The organism is Pseudomonas sp. M47T1, assembly GCF_000263855.1.
Lineage (GTDB): Bacteria > Pseudomonadota > Gammaproteobacteria > Pseudomonadales > Pseudomonadaceae > Aquipseudomonas.
The window spans coordinates 282,796-296,467 of record NZ_AJWX01000003.1 but is presented as its reverse complement, the minus strand read 5'-3'; the positions used below and the strand labels follow the sequence as shown (position 1 = coordinate 296,467).

Annotated in this window: 16 protein-coding genes; 10 read left to right on the top strand and 6 right to left on the bottom strand. The window is 61.8% G+C overall.

Annotation, left to right across the window (positions count from 1 at the left end):
• Nucleotides 1–4: 4 nt before the first annotated feature.
• A complete protein-coding gene (locus PMM47T1_RS05210; RefSeq protein ID WP_043300732.1) occupies nt 5–1,903 on the bottom strand; it encodes a potassium transporter Kup in 1,899 nt (632 codons plus the stop codon).
• Between the two features lie 209 nt (nt 1,904–2,112).
• On the opposite strand from PMM47T1_RS05210, the gene rimO reads away from it, so the two are divergent.
• The 6 genes from rimO to tsaA all read left to right on the top strand — a co-directional run bounded on the left by rimO (nt 2,113) and on the right by tsaA (nt 6,330).
• Nucleotides 2,113–3,450, top strand: a complete 1,338-nt coding sequence (gene rimO / locus PMM47T1_RS05205; protein ID WP_008366494.1) for a 30S ribosomal protein S12 methylthiotransferase RimO — start codon at nt 2,113–2,115, stop codon at nt 3,448–3,450.
• A gap of 182 nt (nt 3,451–3,632) precedes the next feature.
• A complete protein-coding gene (locus PMM47T1_RS05200; RefSeq protein WP_008366492.1) occupies nt 3,633–4,100 on the top strand; it encodes a GNAT family N-acetyltransferase in 468 nt (155 codons plus the stop codon).
• Nucleotides 4,101–4,150: 50 nt separating this feature from the next.
• Complete coding sequence (locus PMM47T1_RS05195) at nt 4,151–4,861, top strand: rRNA pseudouridine synthase (RefSeq protein ID WP_008366490.1); 711 nt, start codon at nt 4,151–4,153, stop codon at nt 4,859–4,861.
• Nucleotides 4,862–4,894: 33 nt separating this feature from the next.
• Nucleotides 4,895–5,356 (top strand): DUF1456 family protein, encoded by a 462-nt coding sequence (locus tag PMM47T1_RS05190; protein ID WP_008366487.1) that lies wholly within the window; start codon nt 4,895–4,897, stop codon nt 5,354–5,356.
• 89 nt (nt 5,357–5,445) lie between these two features.
• Entirely contained in the window at nt 5,446–5,628 is a 183-nt protein-coding gene (locus PMM47T1_RS05185) for a hypothetical protein (protein WP_008366486.1), read from the top strand.
• Nucleotides 5,629–5,637: 9 nt separating this feature from the next.
• Nucleotides 5,638–6,330 carry a tRNA (N6-threonylcarbamoyladenosine(37)-N6)-methyltransferase TrmO gene (gene tsaA, locus PMM47T1_RS05180; RefSeq protein WP_008366483.1) on the top strand — a complete coding sequence of 231 codons (693 nt, stop codon included), beginning with the start codon at nt 5,638–5,640 and terminating at the stop codon, nt 6,328–6,330.
• 145 nt (nt 6,331–6,475) lie between these two features.
• On the opposite strand, the gene fpr is transcribed toward tsaA, so the two are convergent.
• On the bottom strand, nt 6,476–7,255 hold the full coding sequence (gene fpr / locus PMM47T1_RS05175) for a ferredoxin-NADP reductase (protein WP_002554680.1): 780 nt from the start codon (nt 7,253–7,255) through the stop codon (nt 6,476–6,478).
• Between the two features lie 120 nt (nt 7,256–7,375).
• On the opposite strand from fpr, the gene PMM47T1_RS05170 reads away from it, so the two are divergent.
• Nucleotides 7,376–8,302, top strand: coding sequence for a LysR family transcriptional regulator (locus PMM47T1_RS05170; RefSeq protein ID WP_008366447.1), 927 nt, complete (start codon nt 7,376–7,378; stop codon nt 8,300–8,302).
• Here the strand turns inward: PMM47T1_RS05170 and PMM47T1_RS05165 are convergent, their stop codons facing one another.
• Together PMM47T1_RS05165 and erdR are read right to left on the bottom strand one after the other, a co-directional pair.
• A complete protein-coding gene (locus tag PMM47T1_RS05165) occupies nt 8,303–8,665 on the bottom strand; it encodes a diacylglycerol kinase (protein WP_008366446.1) in 363 nt (120 codons plus the stop codon).
• A gap of 75 nt (nt 8,666–8,740) precedes the next feature.
• Nucleotides 8,741–9,391, bottom strand: a complete 651-nt coding sequence (erdR, locus tag PMM47T1_RS05160) for a response regulator transcription factor ErdR (RefSeq protein ID WP_008366444.1) — start codon at nt 9,389–9,391, stop codon at nt 8,741–8,743.
• 266 nt (nt 9,392–9,657) lie between these two features.
• Here erdR and PMM47T1_RS05155 point away from each other — a divergent pair, with 266 nt between their 5' ends.
• On the top strand, nt 9,658–10,572 hold the full coding sequence (locus PMM47T1_RS05155) for a DMT family transporter (protein ID WP_008366443.1): 915 nt from the start codon (nt 9,658–9,660) through the stop codon (nt 10,570–10,572).
• Between the two features lie 31 nt (nt 10,573–10,603).
• Here the strand turns inward: PMM47T1_RS05155 and PMM47T1_RS05150 are convergent, their stop codons facing one another.
• Complete coding sequence (locus PMM47T1_RS05150) at nt 10,604–11,326, bottom strand: tRNA-uridine aminocarboxypropyltransferase (RefSeq protein WP_008366441.1); 723 nt, start codon at nt 11,324–11,326, stop codon at nt 10,604–10,606.
• Nucleotides 11,327–11,498: 172 nt separating this feature from the next.
• Between PMM47T1_RS05150 and PMM47T1_RS05145 the strand changes: the two genes are divergently transcribed.
• Nucleotides 11,499–11,927: a PA3611 family quorum-sensing-regulated virulence factor gene (locus tag PMM47T1_RS05145; RefSeq protein WP_008366439.1), complete on the top strand. Its 429-nt coding sequence runs from the start codon at nt 11,499–11,501 to the stop codon at nt 11,925–11,927.
• Here PMM47T1_RS05145 and PMM47T1_RS05140 read toward each other — a convergent pair whose 3' ends face one another.
• Nucleotides 11,928–12,122 (bottom strand): hypothetical protein, encoded by a 195-nt coding sequence (locus tag PMM47T1_RS05140; RefSeq protein ID WP_008366438.1) that lies wholly within the window; start codon nt 12,120–12,122, stop codon nt 11,928–11,930.
• Between the two features lie 416 nt (nt 12,123–12,538).
• Between PMM47T1_RS05140 and PMM47T1_RS05135 the strand changes: the two genes are divergently transcribed.
• The gene (locus PMM47T1_RS05135; protein WP_008366436.1) at nt 12,539–13,672 is read left to right on the top strand and encodes an LOG family protein; all 1,134 of its coding nucleotides are present in this window, start codon (nt 12,539–12,541) and stop codon (nt 13,670–13,672) included.

The window sequence follows — 13,672 nt, the reverse complement described above, 5'->3', positions numbered from 1 at the left end:
AGCACTACATCTCCACTTGGGTACCCAGCTCGATCACTCGGTTCACCGGCAGCTTGAAGAACCGCAGGTTGCCGTTGGCGTTCTTCAGCATGAAGGCGAACAGCCCCTCGCGCCAGCGTGCCATGCCCACCAGCTTGGACGGGATCACCGTCTCACGGCTGAGGAAGTAGGTGGTACGCATCGGGCTGAAATCCAGGTCCTCCAGGTGGCACAGTTTCAGCGCGCCCGGTACGTCCGGCTCGTCCATGAAGCCGTAGTGCAGGATGACCCGGAAGAAGCCCTCGCCATAGGCCTCCACCTCGAAGCGGCGGTTGGCCGGCACGCGTGGGTCGTCTTCGTTGACCACGGTCAGCAGTACCACCTGCTCGTGCAATACCTGGTTGTGCAGCATGTTGTGCAACAAAGCATGGGGCACGGCGTCGGAACGCGCGGTCAGGAACACGGCGGTGCCCTGCACCCGGTGCGGTGGCTGCACGCGAATACTGCTGATGAAGATCGGCAACGGCAATGCGCCCTCGTCGATACGGTCCACCAGCAGTTGCTTGCCGCGCTTCCAGGTGGTCATCAAAACGAACAGCGCGCTACCGGCCAGTACCGGAAATGCACCACCCTGGACAATCTTCGGCACGTTGGCGGCGAAGAACATGCCGTCCACCAGCAGGCAGATGCTCATGACCGGCACGGCGAACACCGGCGGCCACTTCCACATCAGCAGCATCACCGCTGACACCAACAGCGTGGTCATCAGCATGGTACCGGTCACGGCCACGCCGTACGCCGACGCCAGCGCGCCCGAGGACTCGAAGCCCAGCACCAGCAGGATCACGCCACACATCAGCGTCCAGTTCACCGCGCCAATGTAGATCTGGCCTTGTTCGTCACTGGAGGTGTGCTGGATATGCATGCGCGGAATATAGCCCAGCTGGATAGCCTGCTGGGTCAGCGAGAACGCACCGGAAATAACCGCCTGGGAGGCAATGACCGTGGCCACTGTGGACAGGCCGATCAGCGGCAGCAGTGCCCAGCTGGGCGCCAGCAGGAAGAACGGGTTACGCGCAGACTCGGGGTCGGCAAGGATCAGCGCGCCCTGGCCGAAGTAATTGAGCACCAGCGCCGGCAATACCAGGATGAACCAGGCGCGGGCAATGGGCTTGCGGCCAAAGTGGCCCATGTCGGCGTACAGCGCCTCGGCACCGGTCAGCGCCAGCACCACCGCGCCCAACACCGCCACCGAAATACCGAAGTGGCTGGCGAAGAACCTGACGCCCCACATGGGGTTGATCGCCTTCAGCACTTCGGGTTGCTGGGAAATGCCATACGCGCCCAGAATGCCGAGCACCACGAACCAGGTGACCATCACCGGCCCAAATAGCTTGCCGATGCGCGCAGTGCCGTGCCGCTGGATCAGGAACAGGCCGATCAGCACGATGAGTGCCAGGGGCACTACCCAATGGCTGATGCCATCGAACGCCAGCTCCAGGCCCTCCACTGCCGACAGTACCGATACCGCCGGGGTAATCATGCTGTCGCCATAAAACAGCGCCGCACCGATCAGCCCGCACACCACCAGCATCGAACTCAGCCGCGGGTAGCCCGCCGAAGCGCGCCGCGCCAGGGCGGTCAGGGCCATGATGCCGCCCTCGCCCTGGTTGTCGGCACGCAGCACGAACAGCATGTACTTGATCGACACCACCCAGATGAGCGACCAGAAAATCAACGAAAGAATGCCCAAAACGCCATCATGGTTGCTGGGAATCCCATAGCCACCGGAGAACACCTCCTTGAGGGTATACAACGGGCTTGTACCGATATCGCCGTAGACTACCCCGACGGCGGCCACCAGCATCGCAATCGGTTTTGCCGACGAATGCCCCGTGCCTGCCTGACTACTTGCCTGAACCATCAACCACTCCTACAACCTTGGACTTTGGGTGTTTCAAAATACTGCGAGACTCAACGCGGCGAAGCATAGCGCAGCACTCGTCGTATTTCCCTGCATAAAGCTGGTCAAGTGGCTTTCTCATCGCTAGAATTGCGCACTTTTTGATCAGAGGCGCGTAAAGTGCCCGTCAGGGTTGCTGTTGGCAGCTCTAATTAATACCGAGGTTAGTCATGTCCACCACTCCCGCGCCGTCCGCCCCCAAGGTTGGCTTTGTCTCCCTGGGCTGCCCAAAGGCCCTGGTCGACTCCGAACGCATCCTGACCCAGCTGCGCATGGAAGGCTATGAAGTCGTGCCGACCTACCAGGACGCCGACGTCGTGGTCGTCAACACCTGCGGCTTCATCGACTCTGCCAAGGCCGAGTCCCTGGAAGTGATTGGCGAAGCCCTGGCCGAAAACGGCAAGGTCATCGTCACCGGCTGCATGGGCGTGGAAGAAAGCGCGATTCGCAACGTGCACCCCAGCGTGCTGGCTGTGACCGGCCCGCAGCAGTACGAGCAGGTCGTCAATGCCGTGCACGAAGTGGTGCCGCCACGCCAGGACCACAACCCGCTGATCGACCTGGTACCGCCACAGGGCATCAAGCTGACCCCGCGCCACTACGCCTACCTGAAGATTTCCGAAGGCTGCAACCACAGCTGCAGCTTCTGCATCATCCCGTCCATGCGCGGCAAGCTGGTCAGCCGGCCGGTAGGCGACGTGCTGAGCGAAGCCGAGCGCCTGGTCAAGGCCGGCGTCAAGGAGTTGCTGGTCATCTCCCAGGACACCAGCGCCTACGGCGTGGACGTCAAGTACAAGACCGACTTCTGGAACGGTCGCCCGGTCAAGACCCGCATGCTGGAACTGTGCGAGGCCCTGAGCAGCCTGGGCGTGTGGGTGCGCCTGCATTACGTGTACCCATACCCGAACGTGGACGACATCATCCCGTTGATGGCCGCCGGCAAGCTCCTGCCGTACCTGGACATCCCGTTCCAGCACGCCAGCCCCAAAGTGCTGAAGCTGATGAAGCGCCCGGCCTTCGAGGACAAGACCCTGGCGCGCATCAAGAAATGGCGCGAACAATGCCCGGACCTGATCATCCGCTCTACCTTCATTGTCGGCTTCCCTGGCGAAACCGAGGAAGACTTCCAGTACCTGCTGGACTGGCTGACCGAAGCCCAGCTGGACCGCGTAGGCTGCTTCCAGTACTCGCCCGTTGAAGGCGCACCCGCCAACGACCTCGACGCTGCCGTGGTACCTGACGACATCAAACAGCAACGCTGGGACCGCTTCATGGCCCACCAGCAGGCCATCAGCGCCGCACGCCTGCAAATGAAGATCGGCCGCGACATTGAAGTGCTGATTGACGAAGTGGACGAACAAGGCGCCGTGGGCCGCTGCTTCTTCGACGCACCGGAAATCGACGGCAGCGTGTTCATCGAAGGCGCTGAAGGCCTGAACCCGGGCGACAAGGTCATGTGCCGCGTGGTGGATGCCGACGAGTACGACCTGTGGGCCGAGCGTATCTAAACGCTCCAGCCTCACAAAAAGACCTGCCTGCTGGCAGGTTTTTTTATGCCCTGGAACACCCTTTGTAGCCGCTGCCGCCAAGCTGCGCCGGCCCTGCGCCTCGCTGAAGGTGTTCGGTGAACTCAGGGGCCAGCGCAGCCTGGCGGCAGCGGCTACACTGCGGGAATCAAGGAGGAGCAGACATGGGCAAACATCTGGTGGTGCACACACCACGCGCCAACGATTACGCGGAACTGACCAACCTGTGGGAGGCGTCGGTGCGCGCCACGCACCATTTCCTGCCGGACAGCTATGTGGCCCTGCTGCGCGAGCTGGTGGAAAAACACTACCTGGACGCGGTCATGCTGATTTGCTGCAAGGACGAGCGTCAGCGCATCACCGGCTTTGCCGGGGTGGCGGCCGGGAAGATCGAAATGCTCTTCATCCACCCCGACTTTCGTGGCAGAGGCATCGGCAAGCGCCTGCTGCTCTTTGCCCTGGACAACCTCAACGCCGACCAGCTGGACGTCAACGAGCAGAACGAGCAAGCCTTCGGTTTCTACATGAAACAAGGCTTCGAGGTGGTGGGCCGTTCCGAGGTCGACGGCATGGGCCAACCCTACCCGCTGCTGCACCTGCGCCGGATACAGCGACAATCTGCACGGGCTTAACCGCGGCAGGGCGGTTACACTAGCGCCCTTCTTCTGTTACGGCTCCTGTCATGTCTGATCCCATTCGTCTGTCCAAACGCCTCATCGAACTGGTCGGGTGCTCCCGCCGCGAGGCCGAACTGTTTATCGAAGGGGGCTGGGTGACGGTTGACGGCGAAATCGTCGACGAGCCGCAGTTCAAGGTGGCCGACCAGGTCGTGGCCCTGAGCCCCGAGGCCAAGGCCGAACAGCCCGAGCCCGTTACCTTGCTGCTGCATCAGGAAGCCGGGCAGTCGCTGGAGCAGGCCCAGGCCAGCCTTGAGGCCGCCTCGCTGTCGACCGAGCACAGTTACAGCAAGCGCCCGCTCAAGGGCCATTTCCTGCGCCTGACCTGCGGGGCCGAGCTGCAGGCCAAGGCCAGCGGCCTGCAAGTGTTTACCCAGGATTGGAAAATCCTGCGCAAGCTGACGGCCGACGCCGCCAAGATCGAACAGGAATACGTGGTCGAGGTCAGCGGGCAAATGTCCGAGCACGGCCTCAATCGCCTGACCCATGGCGCTACCTACAAGGGCAAGCCGCTGCCAGCGGTGAAGGCCAGCTGGCAGAACGAGACGCGCCTGCGCATCGCCATGAAGAACCCGCAGCTGGGCATTATCGCCCAGCTGTGCGCCAGCGTCGGCCTGACCGTGGTGGCCATGCGCCGCATCCGCATCGGCGGCGTGTCCCTGGGCAAAGTCCCGGCGGGCCAATGGCGCTACCTGGCCAGCAACGAAAAGTTCTGACCCTCTTATTTTCGCAACACTGGGATTTCCACCATGATTCACAATGATGTACTGCGCAGCGTGCGCTACATGCTCGACATCAGCGACAACAAAGTGGTTGAGCTGATCAAGCTCTCGGGCCTGGAGGTGAGCAAGGAAGACGTCCTCACCTACCTGAAGAAAGACGAGGAAGAAGGCTTCGTGAACTGTCCTGACCTGGTCATGGCGCACTTCCTCGACGGCCTGGTGTTTTTCAAGCGCGGCAAGGACGAAAGCCGTCCGGCCCAGCCGATTGAAACGCCGGTCACCAATAACGTCATCCTGAAGAAACTTCGCGTGGCTTTCGAGCTCAAAGAGGATGACATGCACGCAGTGCTCAAGGCCGCCGAATTCCCGGTATCCAAGCCTGAGCTGAGCGCGCTGTTCCGCAAGGTCGGCCACAACAACTACCGTCCGTGCGGCGACCAGTTGCTGCGCAACTTCCTCAAGGGCCTGACCCTGCGAGTGCGCGGCTGAAACATCGCAATGCCCGGATAACCGCGACGTAGCCGCTGCCGCCAGGCTGCGGCTACGGGCGCAGACCACTTCCTGTGAGGTATACCGTCATGCTCTCGCGTTTGTTGCTTGCAATCGCGCTTTCCCTGCCTCTGGTTGCCGTGGCCGGTCCCGCCCCTTGGTACAAGTGGCAGAGCATCAGCCAGAATGGCGCCATGGTTTGCTCGCAGACCAACCCCGGTGCCGGCTGGCAGCGCATGTCAGGCCCCTATGACAATGCCGGTTGCCGTTGATCCCCGCCCATGACCTATAGCGTTTCGCCCATCGGCTTTGTCCGTTCCTGCTTCAAGGAAAAATTCGCCATCCCCCGCCAGCCCCAATTGGCACCCGCCGCCCGCGGGGTGCTGGAGTTGGTCGCACCTTTCGATCAGGGCGACGCCGTGCAAGGGCTGGAGCACGTCAGCCACGTGTGGCTGCTATTCCTGTTCCACCAGGCACTGGAAGACAAGCCACGCTTGAAAGTGCGCCCTCCCCGCCTGGGCGGCAACAAATCAATGGGGGTATTCGCCACCCGCGCCACCCACCGCCCCAACGGTATTGGCCAGTCGGTGGTGCGCCTGGAGAAGGTCGAGGCCGGCAAGCTGTGGCTCTCGGGCATTGACCTGCTGGACGGCACACCGGTGCTCGACATCAAACCCTACGTGCCTTACGCCGACAGCCTGCCCCATGCCCGCAACGACATGGCCAGCGGCGCGCCAGAGGCAATTGCGGTGATTTGGGCTGACACTGCCCTGGTGCAGGCCCATGGCCACGCCACGCGCCTTGCAGAGCCCCTGGTGGAGCTGATTGAGCAATGCCTGGCCCAAGACCCGCGGCCGGCGTATCAGGTACCTGTGCCTGAGCGCGAATACGGGGTGCGATTCTGGGATGTGGAGGTGCGTTGGCATTATCCGCAGGCGGGGACCATCCGGGTGATGGAAGTAGTGTTGGGGTAATTTCAAATCTGCGGCGCCTGCTTCGCTACAAGCACGGCGCACCTATGGAAGCGGACCGTGTCCACGAACCAGACGCCACGGTTTCCTTGGGAAATCACAGGCACAAAAAACCGCCCACAAGGGCGGTTTTTTATTGAACGAAGGCTTACTTCTCGACGAAGGCGCGCTCGATCAGATAGTCACCCGGCTCGCGCATGCGCGGCGAAACGGTCAGGCCGAAGCTGTTCAGCACTTCGCTGGTCTCGTCGAGCATGCTCGGGCTACCGCACAGCATGGCGCGGTCGTCCTGAGGGTTGATCGGCGGCAGGCCGATGTCGCTGAACAGTTTGCCGCTGCGCATCAGGTCGGTCAGGCGGCCTTCGTTTTCGAACGGCTCGCGGGTAACCGTCGGGTAGTAGATCAGCTTGTCACGCAGCGCTTCACCGAAGAACTCGTTCTGCGGCAGGTGCTCGGTGATGAACTCGCGGTAGGCGACTTCGTTCACGTAACGCACGCCGTGGCACAGAATGACCTTTTCGAAACGCTCGTAGGTTTCCGGGTCCTGGATGACGCTCATGAACGGCGCCAGGCCAGTGCCGGTGCTCAGCAGGTACAGGTGTTTGCCAGGCTTGAGGTCGTCCAGCACCAGCGTGCCCGTAGGCTTCTTGCTGATGATGATCTCGTCACCTTCCTTCAGGTGCTGCAGCTGGGACGTCAGCGGACCGTCTGGCACCTTGATGCTGAAGAATTCCAGATGCTCTTCCCAGTTCGGGCTGGCGATGGAGTAAGCGCGCATCAGCGGGCGGCCGTTGGGCTGCTGCAGGCCGATCATCACGAACTGACCGTTCTCGAAGCGCAGGCCCGGGTCGCGGGTGCACTTGAAGCTGAACAGGGTGTCATTCCAGTGATGGACACTGAGTACACGTTCGTGGTTCATGTTGCTCATGTACGGGGGCTCCTCAGAAAACGCGTGCGCCGAACGAGAGCGCGATTGCGCATTATTCTAACGGCAGCGACAATATCTGTTAATTGAATTATCAAGATATGGGTTATCGGTTATATCGATATGCGATTTACTCTACGCCAGCTCCAGGTTTTCGTCGCCGTGGCCCAGCAGGAAAGCGTTTCGCGCGCCGCCAGCTTGCTGTCGCTGTCGCAATCGGCCGCCAGTACCTCCATCACCGAATTGGAGCGCCAGTCCAGTTGCCAATTGTTCGACCGCGCGGGCAAGCGCCTGAGCCTCAATGCGCTGGGCCATCAGTTGCTGCCACAAGCCGTGGCGCTGCTGGACCAGGCCAAGGAAATCGAGGACCTGCTCAACGGCAAGTCCGGCTTCGGCTCCCTGGCCGTGGGCGCCACGCTGACCATCGGCAACTACCTGGCCACGCTGCTGATAGGCAGTTTCATGCAGGTGCACCCGGAAAGCCAGGTGAAGCTGCATGTGCAGAACACCGCCAATATTGTGCACCAGGTAGCCCATTACGAAATTGACCTGGGGCTGATTGAAGGCGATTGCAACCACCCGGATATCGAAGTGCAGCCATGGGTGGCCGACGAACTGGTGGTGTTCTGCGCTCCGCGCCACCCCCTGGCCGCGCGTGGCCGGGCCACCCTGGACGAGCTGACCCGCGAGGCGTGGATCCTGCGCGAACAGGGTTCAGGCACGCGCCTGACGTTCGACCAGGCCATGCGTCATCACCGCTCGACACTCAACGTACGGCTGGAATTGGAGCATACCGAAGCCATCAAGCGCGCCGTGGAATCGGGGCTGGGTATCGGCTGCATCTCGCGCCTGGCCCTGCGCGACGCATTCCGGCGCGGCAGCCTGGTGGCCGTGGAAACCCCGGACCTGGACCTGACGCGCGAGTTCTTCTTCATCTGGCACAAGCAGAAGTACCAGACCCAGGCCATGCGCGAATTCCTCGAACTGTGCCGCGCCTTCACCGCCGGGGTGCGGCGCAGCGACGAGATCGTGCTGCCGACCATCCCCTGATCAGAGCAGGATCACGCCCCACACCAGGGCGATCATGCACAACACCACAAATTGCGCGGCGCTGCCCATGTCCTTGGCATTCTTGGACAGCGGGTGGCGGTCCAGCGAAATACGGTCGATGGCCGCTTCCACCGCCGAGTTGAACAGCTCGACAATCAAGGCCAACAGGCACACGGCAATCAGCACCGCACGCTCCACACGGCTGACATGCAGCAGGAAAGCGATGGGCACCAGCACCACGTTGAGCAGCACCAGCTGACGGAACGCGGCTTCGCCGACAAAGGCGGCGCGCAGGCCATCCAGCGAGTAGCCGGTGGCATTGAAGATGCGTTTCAGGCCGGTCTGGCCTTTATATGGGGACATGAAAGATCAACTGTTGCAGGAGAAAAGAGGCAAGCTAATTCAGCTTTTGTCAAAAAACCGTGAAGGCAAAGTGCCTTAGGACGACGAAATTGACTCAAGTTGTTGCAGCAGCAACGCCGCCTGCGTGCGCGTGCGTACATTCAGCTTGCGGAAAATAGCCGTCACGTGGGCCTTGATGGTTGCCTCCGAGACACTCAGCTCGTAGGCAATCTGCTTGTTCAACAGCCCTTCGCAGACCATGGTCAACACCCGGAACTGCTGTGGCGTCAGGCTGGCAAGCCCTTCGCTGGCAGCCTTGGCCTCGGCAGAGACGCTGACCGCTTCGAACGCCTGGGGCGGCCACCATACCTCGCCGTCCAGCACATTGCGCACCGCTTCCTGAATCACTTCAAGGGGGCTGGATTTGGGGATGAAGCCGCTGGCGCCGAATTCGCGCGCGCGCACTACCACCGCCGCCTCTTCCTGGGCCGATACCATTACCACGGGTACCTGCGGGTATTGCCCGCGCAGCAGCACCAGCCCCGAGAAGCCATAGGCACCGGGCATGTTCAGGTCCAGCAGCACCAGGTCCCAGTCGGCCTTGGCGGTGAGTTGGGTTTCCAGTTCGGCAATGCTTGCCACTTCCACCAGGCGGGTGTCGGCACCCAGCCCCAGGGTCACGGCCTGGCGCAGGGCGCCGCGAAAAAGGGGGTGGTCGTCGGCTATCAGGATGTCGTATGTGGCCATCGATCTAATGATCCTGTTCTGTGCAGGCGCGCAAGGATTCGGCGCCTGCCGAGGCAACTCAGGCTTATTTTAACGCCAACTCACGGAAAGATTGGCGGGGTTAACACGTGGGTGCCCAAATCGGCGCCCAGCATGCCGACGCCTGACAGGGTGGTCAAGTTCGGCGCTTTGCGGCTAAAGTCGCACCCCGCTGCGCTTCAACGCGCCTGGCCTGCACGATTGCCGCCGGCCAGACGCGGCTCGTCCTTACTTACAAGAGAATACCCATGCGTCGCCAAGCCCTGCGTGCTGACCTGCTGATGTTGTTGACTGCCATGATCTGGGGCTCAGGCTTCGTAGCCCAGACGGCCGGCATGAACCACATCGGCCCCTTCCTTTATTCGGGGCTGCGCTTTGCCCTGGGCTCTCTGTGCCTGTTGCCGCTGGTATTGAGCGGTAACCGCAACACGCCGGCACGCGAACCGTTCATGACCAAAGGCTTGTGGCTGGGCGGCATGGTAATGGGCCTGGCGCTGGCACTGGGGATCAACCTGCAACAGGTGGGCCTGCTGTTCACCAGCGTCACCAACTCGGGGTTCATCACCGGCCTTTATGTGATTGTAGTGCCTGTGCTGGGCATGTTCATGGGCCACAAGACAGGCCTGGGCACCTGGCTGGGCGCCGGGCTTGCGGTAGTGGGCATGTTCCTGCTGAGCGTGGGCGACAACTTCCACGTGTCGTCGGGCGACTGGCTGCAACTGGCGGGGGCCTTTGTGTGGGGCGGCCACGTGGTGCTGGTTGGCGTGTTCGCCAGCCGCCACGATCCGATTCGCCTGGCGTTCCTGCAGTTTGCCACCTGTGCGGTCATAAGCGTGGTACTGGCGCTGGTGATGGAGCCTATCGACCCGGCGGCGATCATGGCAGCCGCACCTGCCCTGCTGTATGGCGGCATCGTTGCCGTGGGCATCGGCTACACCTTGCAGGTGGTGGCGCAGAAAGACGCCATCGCTTCCCACGCGGCGATCATCCTGTCGCTGGAAGCGGTGTTCGCTGCCATTGCGGGCGCCTGGCTGCTGGGTGAGTCGTTGCAGATGCGTGGGTACCTGGGTTGCGCGCTGATGCTGGCGGGCATGCTGATTGCCCAACTGTGGCCGCAGCGGCCCGTGGTTGATGCCCCGTTGAAGGCCTCCAGCGCTTCTTGACCGTAGCCGCACCACGATGTGCCCGCTGCCGTCAGGCGGCGGGGGAAACCAGGGATTGCAGGCGCTGGTGCGCCGGGTCCGTTTCGTCCAGTGGCAGCTGGAACTTGGCCGCCAGGTAGTGTCCGGTGAACACGTCCAGCCAACTGTCCAGCACGGCGCTGGCCTGCGGGTCACCGGCCAGCTCCAGGCACAGCGCCGCCACTTCAGCGGTGCAGAAGTGATCGTCGCGCTTGGAGCGGCGAAGCTTGTAGCGCGACAACTGATCGCTGGCCAGGCTCAGCACCGGAAAACGCTCCAGGTACGGGCTCTTGCGGAACATCTTCCGCGCCTCGGTCCAGGTCGCGTCCAGCAGAATGAACAACGGACGCTTGCCCGCCTGTGGCTCGACCTGGGTCACTACACGCTCCGGCGCAACGAACTCGCCCGGAAACACGATGTAGGGTTGCCACTTCGGGTCATCCAGCAACGCCAGCAACTGCTCATCCACCTCGGTACGCGACCAGATGAACGCCTGGGTATCGGGCAGCACGTCGGCAATCAGCCAACCGGTGTTGGAAGGCTTCAGCGGCTCCACATCATGCATGATCAAACACACGCCCGAATGCGCCGCAACCGTTGGGCGGAATTTGCACAGGCAGTAATCGAAGATCACCCGGCACCCCGGGCACCGCGGCGCGCGCGACCCACGGTTGACGAAGGGCTTGATGCAGCGCGCCAGGCGCTCGGAACGCAGGCGGGAAACAGCGTGGGACATGGGTGTGCAAGGCTCGATGAAAACGACCGGCAATGGCCGCCAGCCTGAAAGGCGCAGAGTTTATCAGAGCTTTAACTGCCGATCCGCCGGGTTTGCCCCTATAATCGCGCCCTTTATGAACGCATAGACCGGTCACTGGTCCAACTGCCAGTCATTGAATCAGGAGAGTTTCATGCTGCGCTTTATCGCCCCCCTCACCCTCTTGCTGGCTTTGCCCGTGGCCGCTCAGGCAGCGTCGCTGCAGGAATTCGAGCTGGGCAAGCTGCTTCAGCAGGTTGCTGAACAAAGCAACCTCGGCACCCCGCGCGAGGTCAACGAAAACATCCTGGACCAAGGCTACACCGTTGAGGGCAGCGAGCTGGTCGACCACCTCAGCGTACAGCAGAGTGAAGCCGAAAAGATGCGCGCCAACCCTGAGGAGGTGCGCGTTCAGCTGGGCCGCAGCGTGTGCAGCAACAAAGGCTACCGTGACCTGATGAACAAAGGTGCCGCCATGCGCTATGAGTTCACCGAGAACCACACCAATCTGGCCGTGACCACCCAGCGCTACACCGCACAGCACTGCGCCCTGCTGGACAGCAAGGCAAGCAAGAAGAAGTAATCAGCCGGCCCGTTCGCGCCGTTGTGCATCATCGGCGCGCAACTCGGCCACCAATGCCTGCACATAGCGCGAGCGCCGCTGCGCGCCGTCCAGCCGCTGAAGGCATTCCTCTTCCAGGGTGACGTTATTGGCCTGGGCCGCCTGGCTCAGCATTCTCAACAAGTCACTGTCCAATTCCAGGCTGATTCGCTTCATCCTTGGCCTCCGTGCGCGACCGTCCTTCAGCGACATTATTTTGCCACCTCTGTTTGTTCAGTAAATCAGACCTTTCAACAAACTGGATCCGTTCAGACAGGCGGTAGACGGCAATATCTTTCATCCATAAAGCGGTTGCCAGTCAGGATTTTAAGAGCACATCATCACCTTGAAGCGCATCTGTCCGGCAGGGTCTAGATTTACATCAACAGCCTTTCTGCCCCGGGAGCCCTGGAGGTACCCCGCCAGCGTGACGTTCAACGGGTCACCGCCTCAACTGCCTGCCTCAACCGCCCCCGTGGGCTTACTGCAATGTCCGGGGCTTAACCTGGACGGCCAGCGACACAAGCAGTGTCGCGGCCTGGCCGAACGGCTCGGCACAGGCCAAAGGTTCATATGCAGAAGGAGAAGTTTGAATGCCTTACGAACCGAATGAATTCCTGTCCAGCCATTTCAACAGCAATGGCCTGGACCTCACCCGCCAAGTGGAAACCCAGCTCAGCCAGATAGCCCCCAACAGCCCCAACCTGGCGCTCTACCGCGACATGATGCTGACCGTGCTGCGCATGGCCCAGGACGACCGCAACCGCTGGAACGCCAAGATCACCCTGCAAGCCCTGCGCGAACTGGAACACGCCTTTCGCGTACTGGAACAGTTCAAGGGCCGACGCAAGGTCACGGTATTCGGCTCGGCGCGCACGCCGCTGGAACACCCCCTTTACGCACACGCCAGGGAACTGGGCGCCGCCCTGGCCCGTACCGACCTGATGGTGATCACCGGTGCCGGCGGCGGCATCATGGCCGCCGCCCATGAAGGCGCAGGGCTGACCCACAGCCTGGGCTTCAACATCACCCTGCCCTTCGAGCAGCACGCCAACGCCACGGTTGAAGGCAGCGACCAACTGCTGCCGTTCCACTTCTTTTTCATTCGCAAGTTGTTCTTCGTCAAGGAGGCTGACGGCCTGGTGCTATGCCCTGGTGGCTTCGGCACCCTGGATGAAGCACTGGAAGTACTGACCTTGATACAGACCGGCAAGAGCCCGCTGGTGCCCGTGGTGTTGCTCGACGCACCGGGCGGCAGTTTCTGGCAAGACTGCCTGGACTTCATCGGCAAGCAGTTGCGCGACAATCACTACATCCTGCCCACCGACCTCAAGCTGTTGCGGTTGGTGTACAGCGCCGACGAGGCGGTAGAAGAGATCAACCGCTTCTATGCCAATTTCCACTCCAGCCGCTGGCTCAAGCACCTGTTCGTGATACGCCTGCAACATGCCTTGAGCGACGACGCCCTGGCGCATGTGCAGCAACACTTTGCCGACCTGTGCCTGAGCGACACCTTTCATCAACATGCCTACGATGGCGAAGCCTATGACGAACCGCAGTTCAGCCACCTGACGCGGCTGGCGTTCACCTTCAACGGGCGTGACAACGGTCGCTTGCGCGAGCTGGTGGACTACCTTAATGAACCGTCGAACTGGGCCACAGCGCCTGCTGCAACCCAGGTTTCCAGCACCAGCGCGCGGCCACGGGAGGCGGCCAAGGTTACCTGA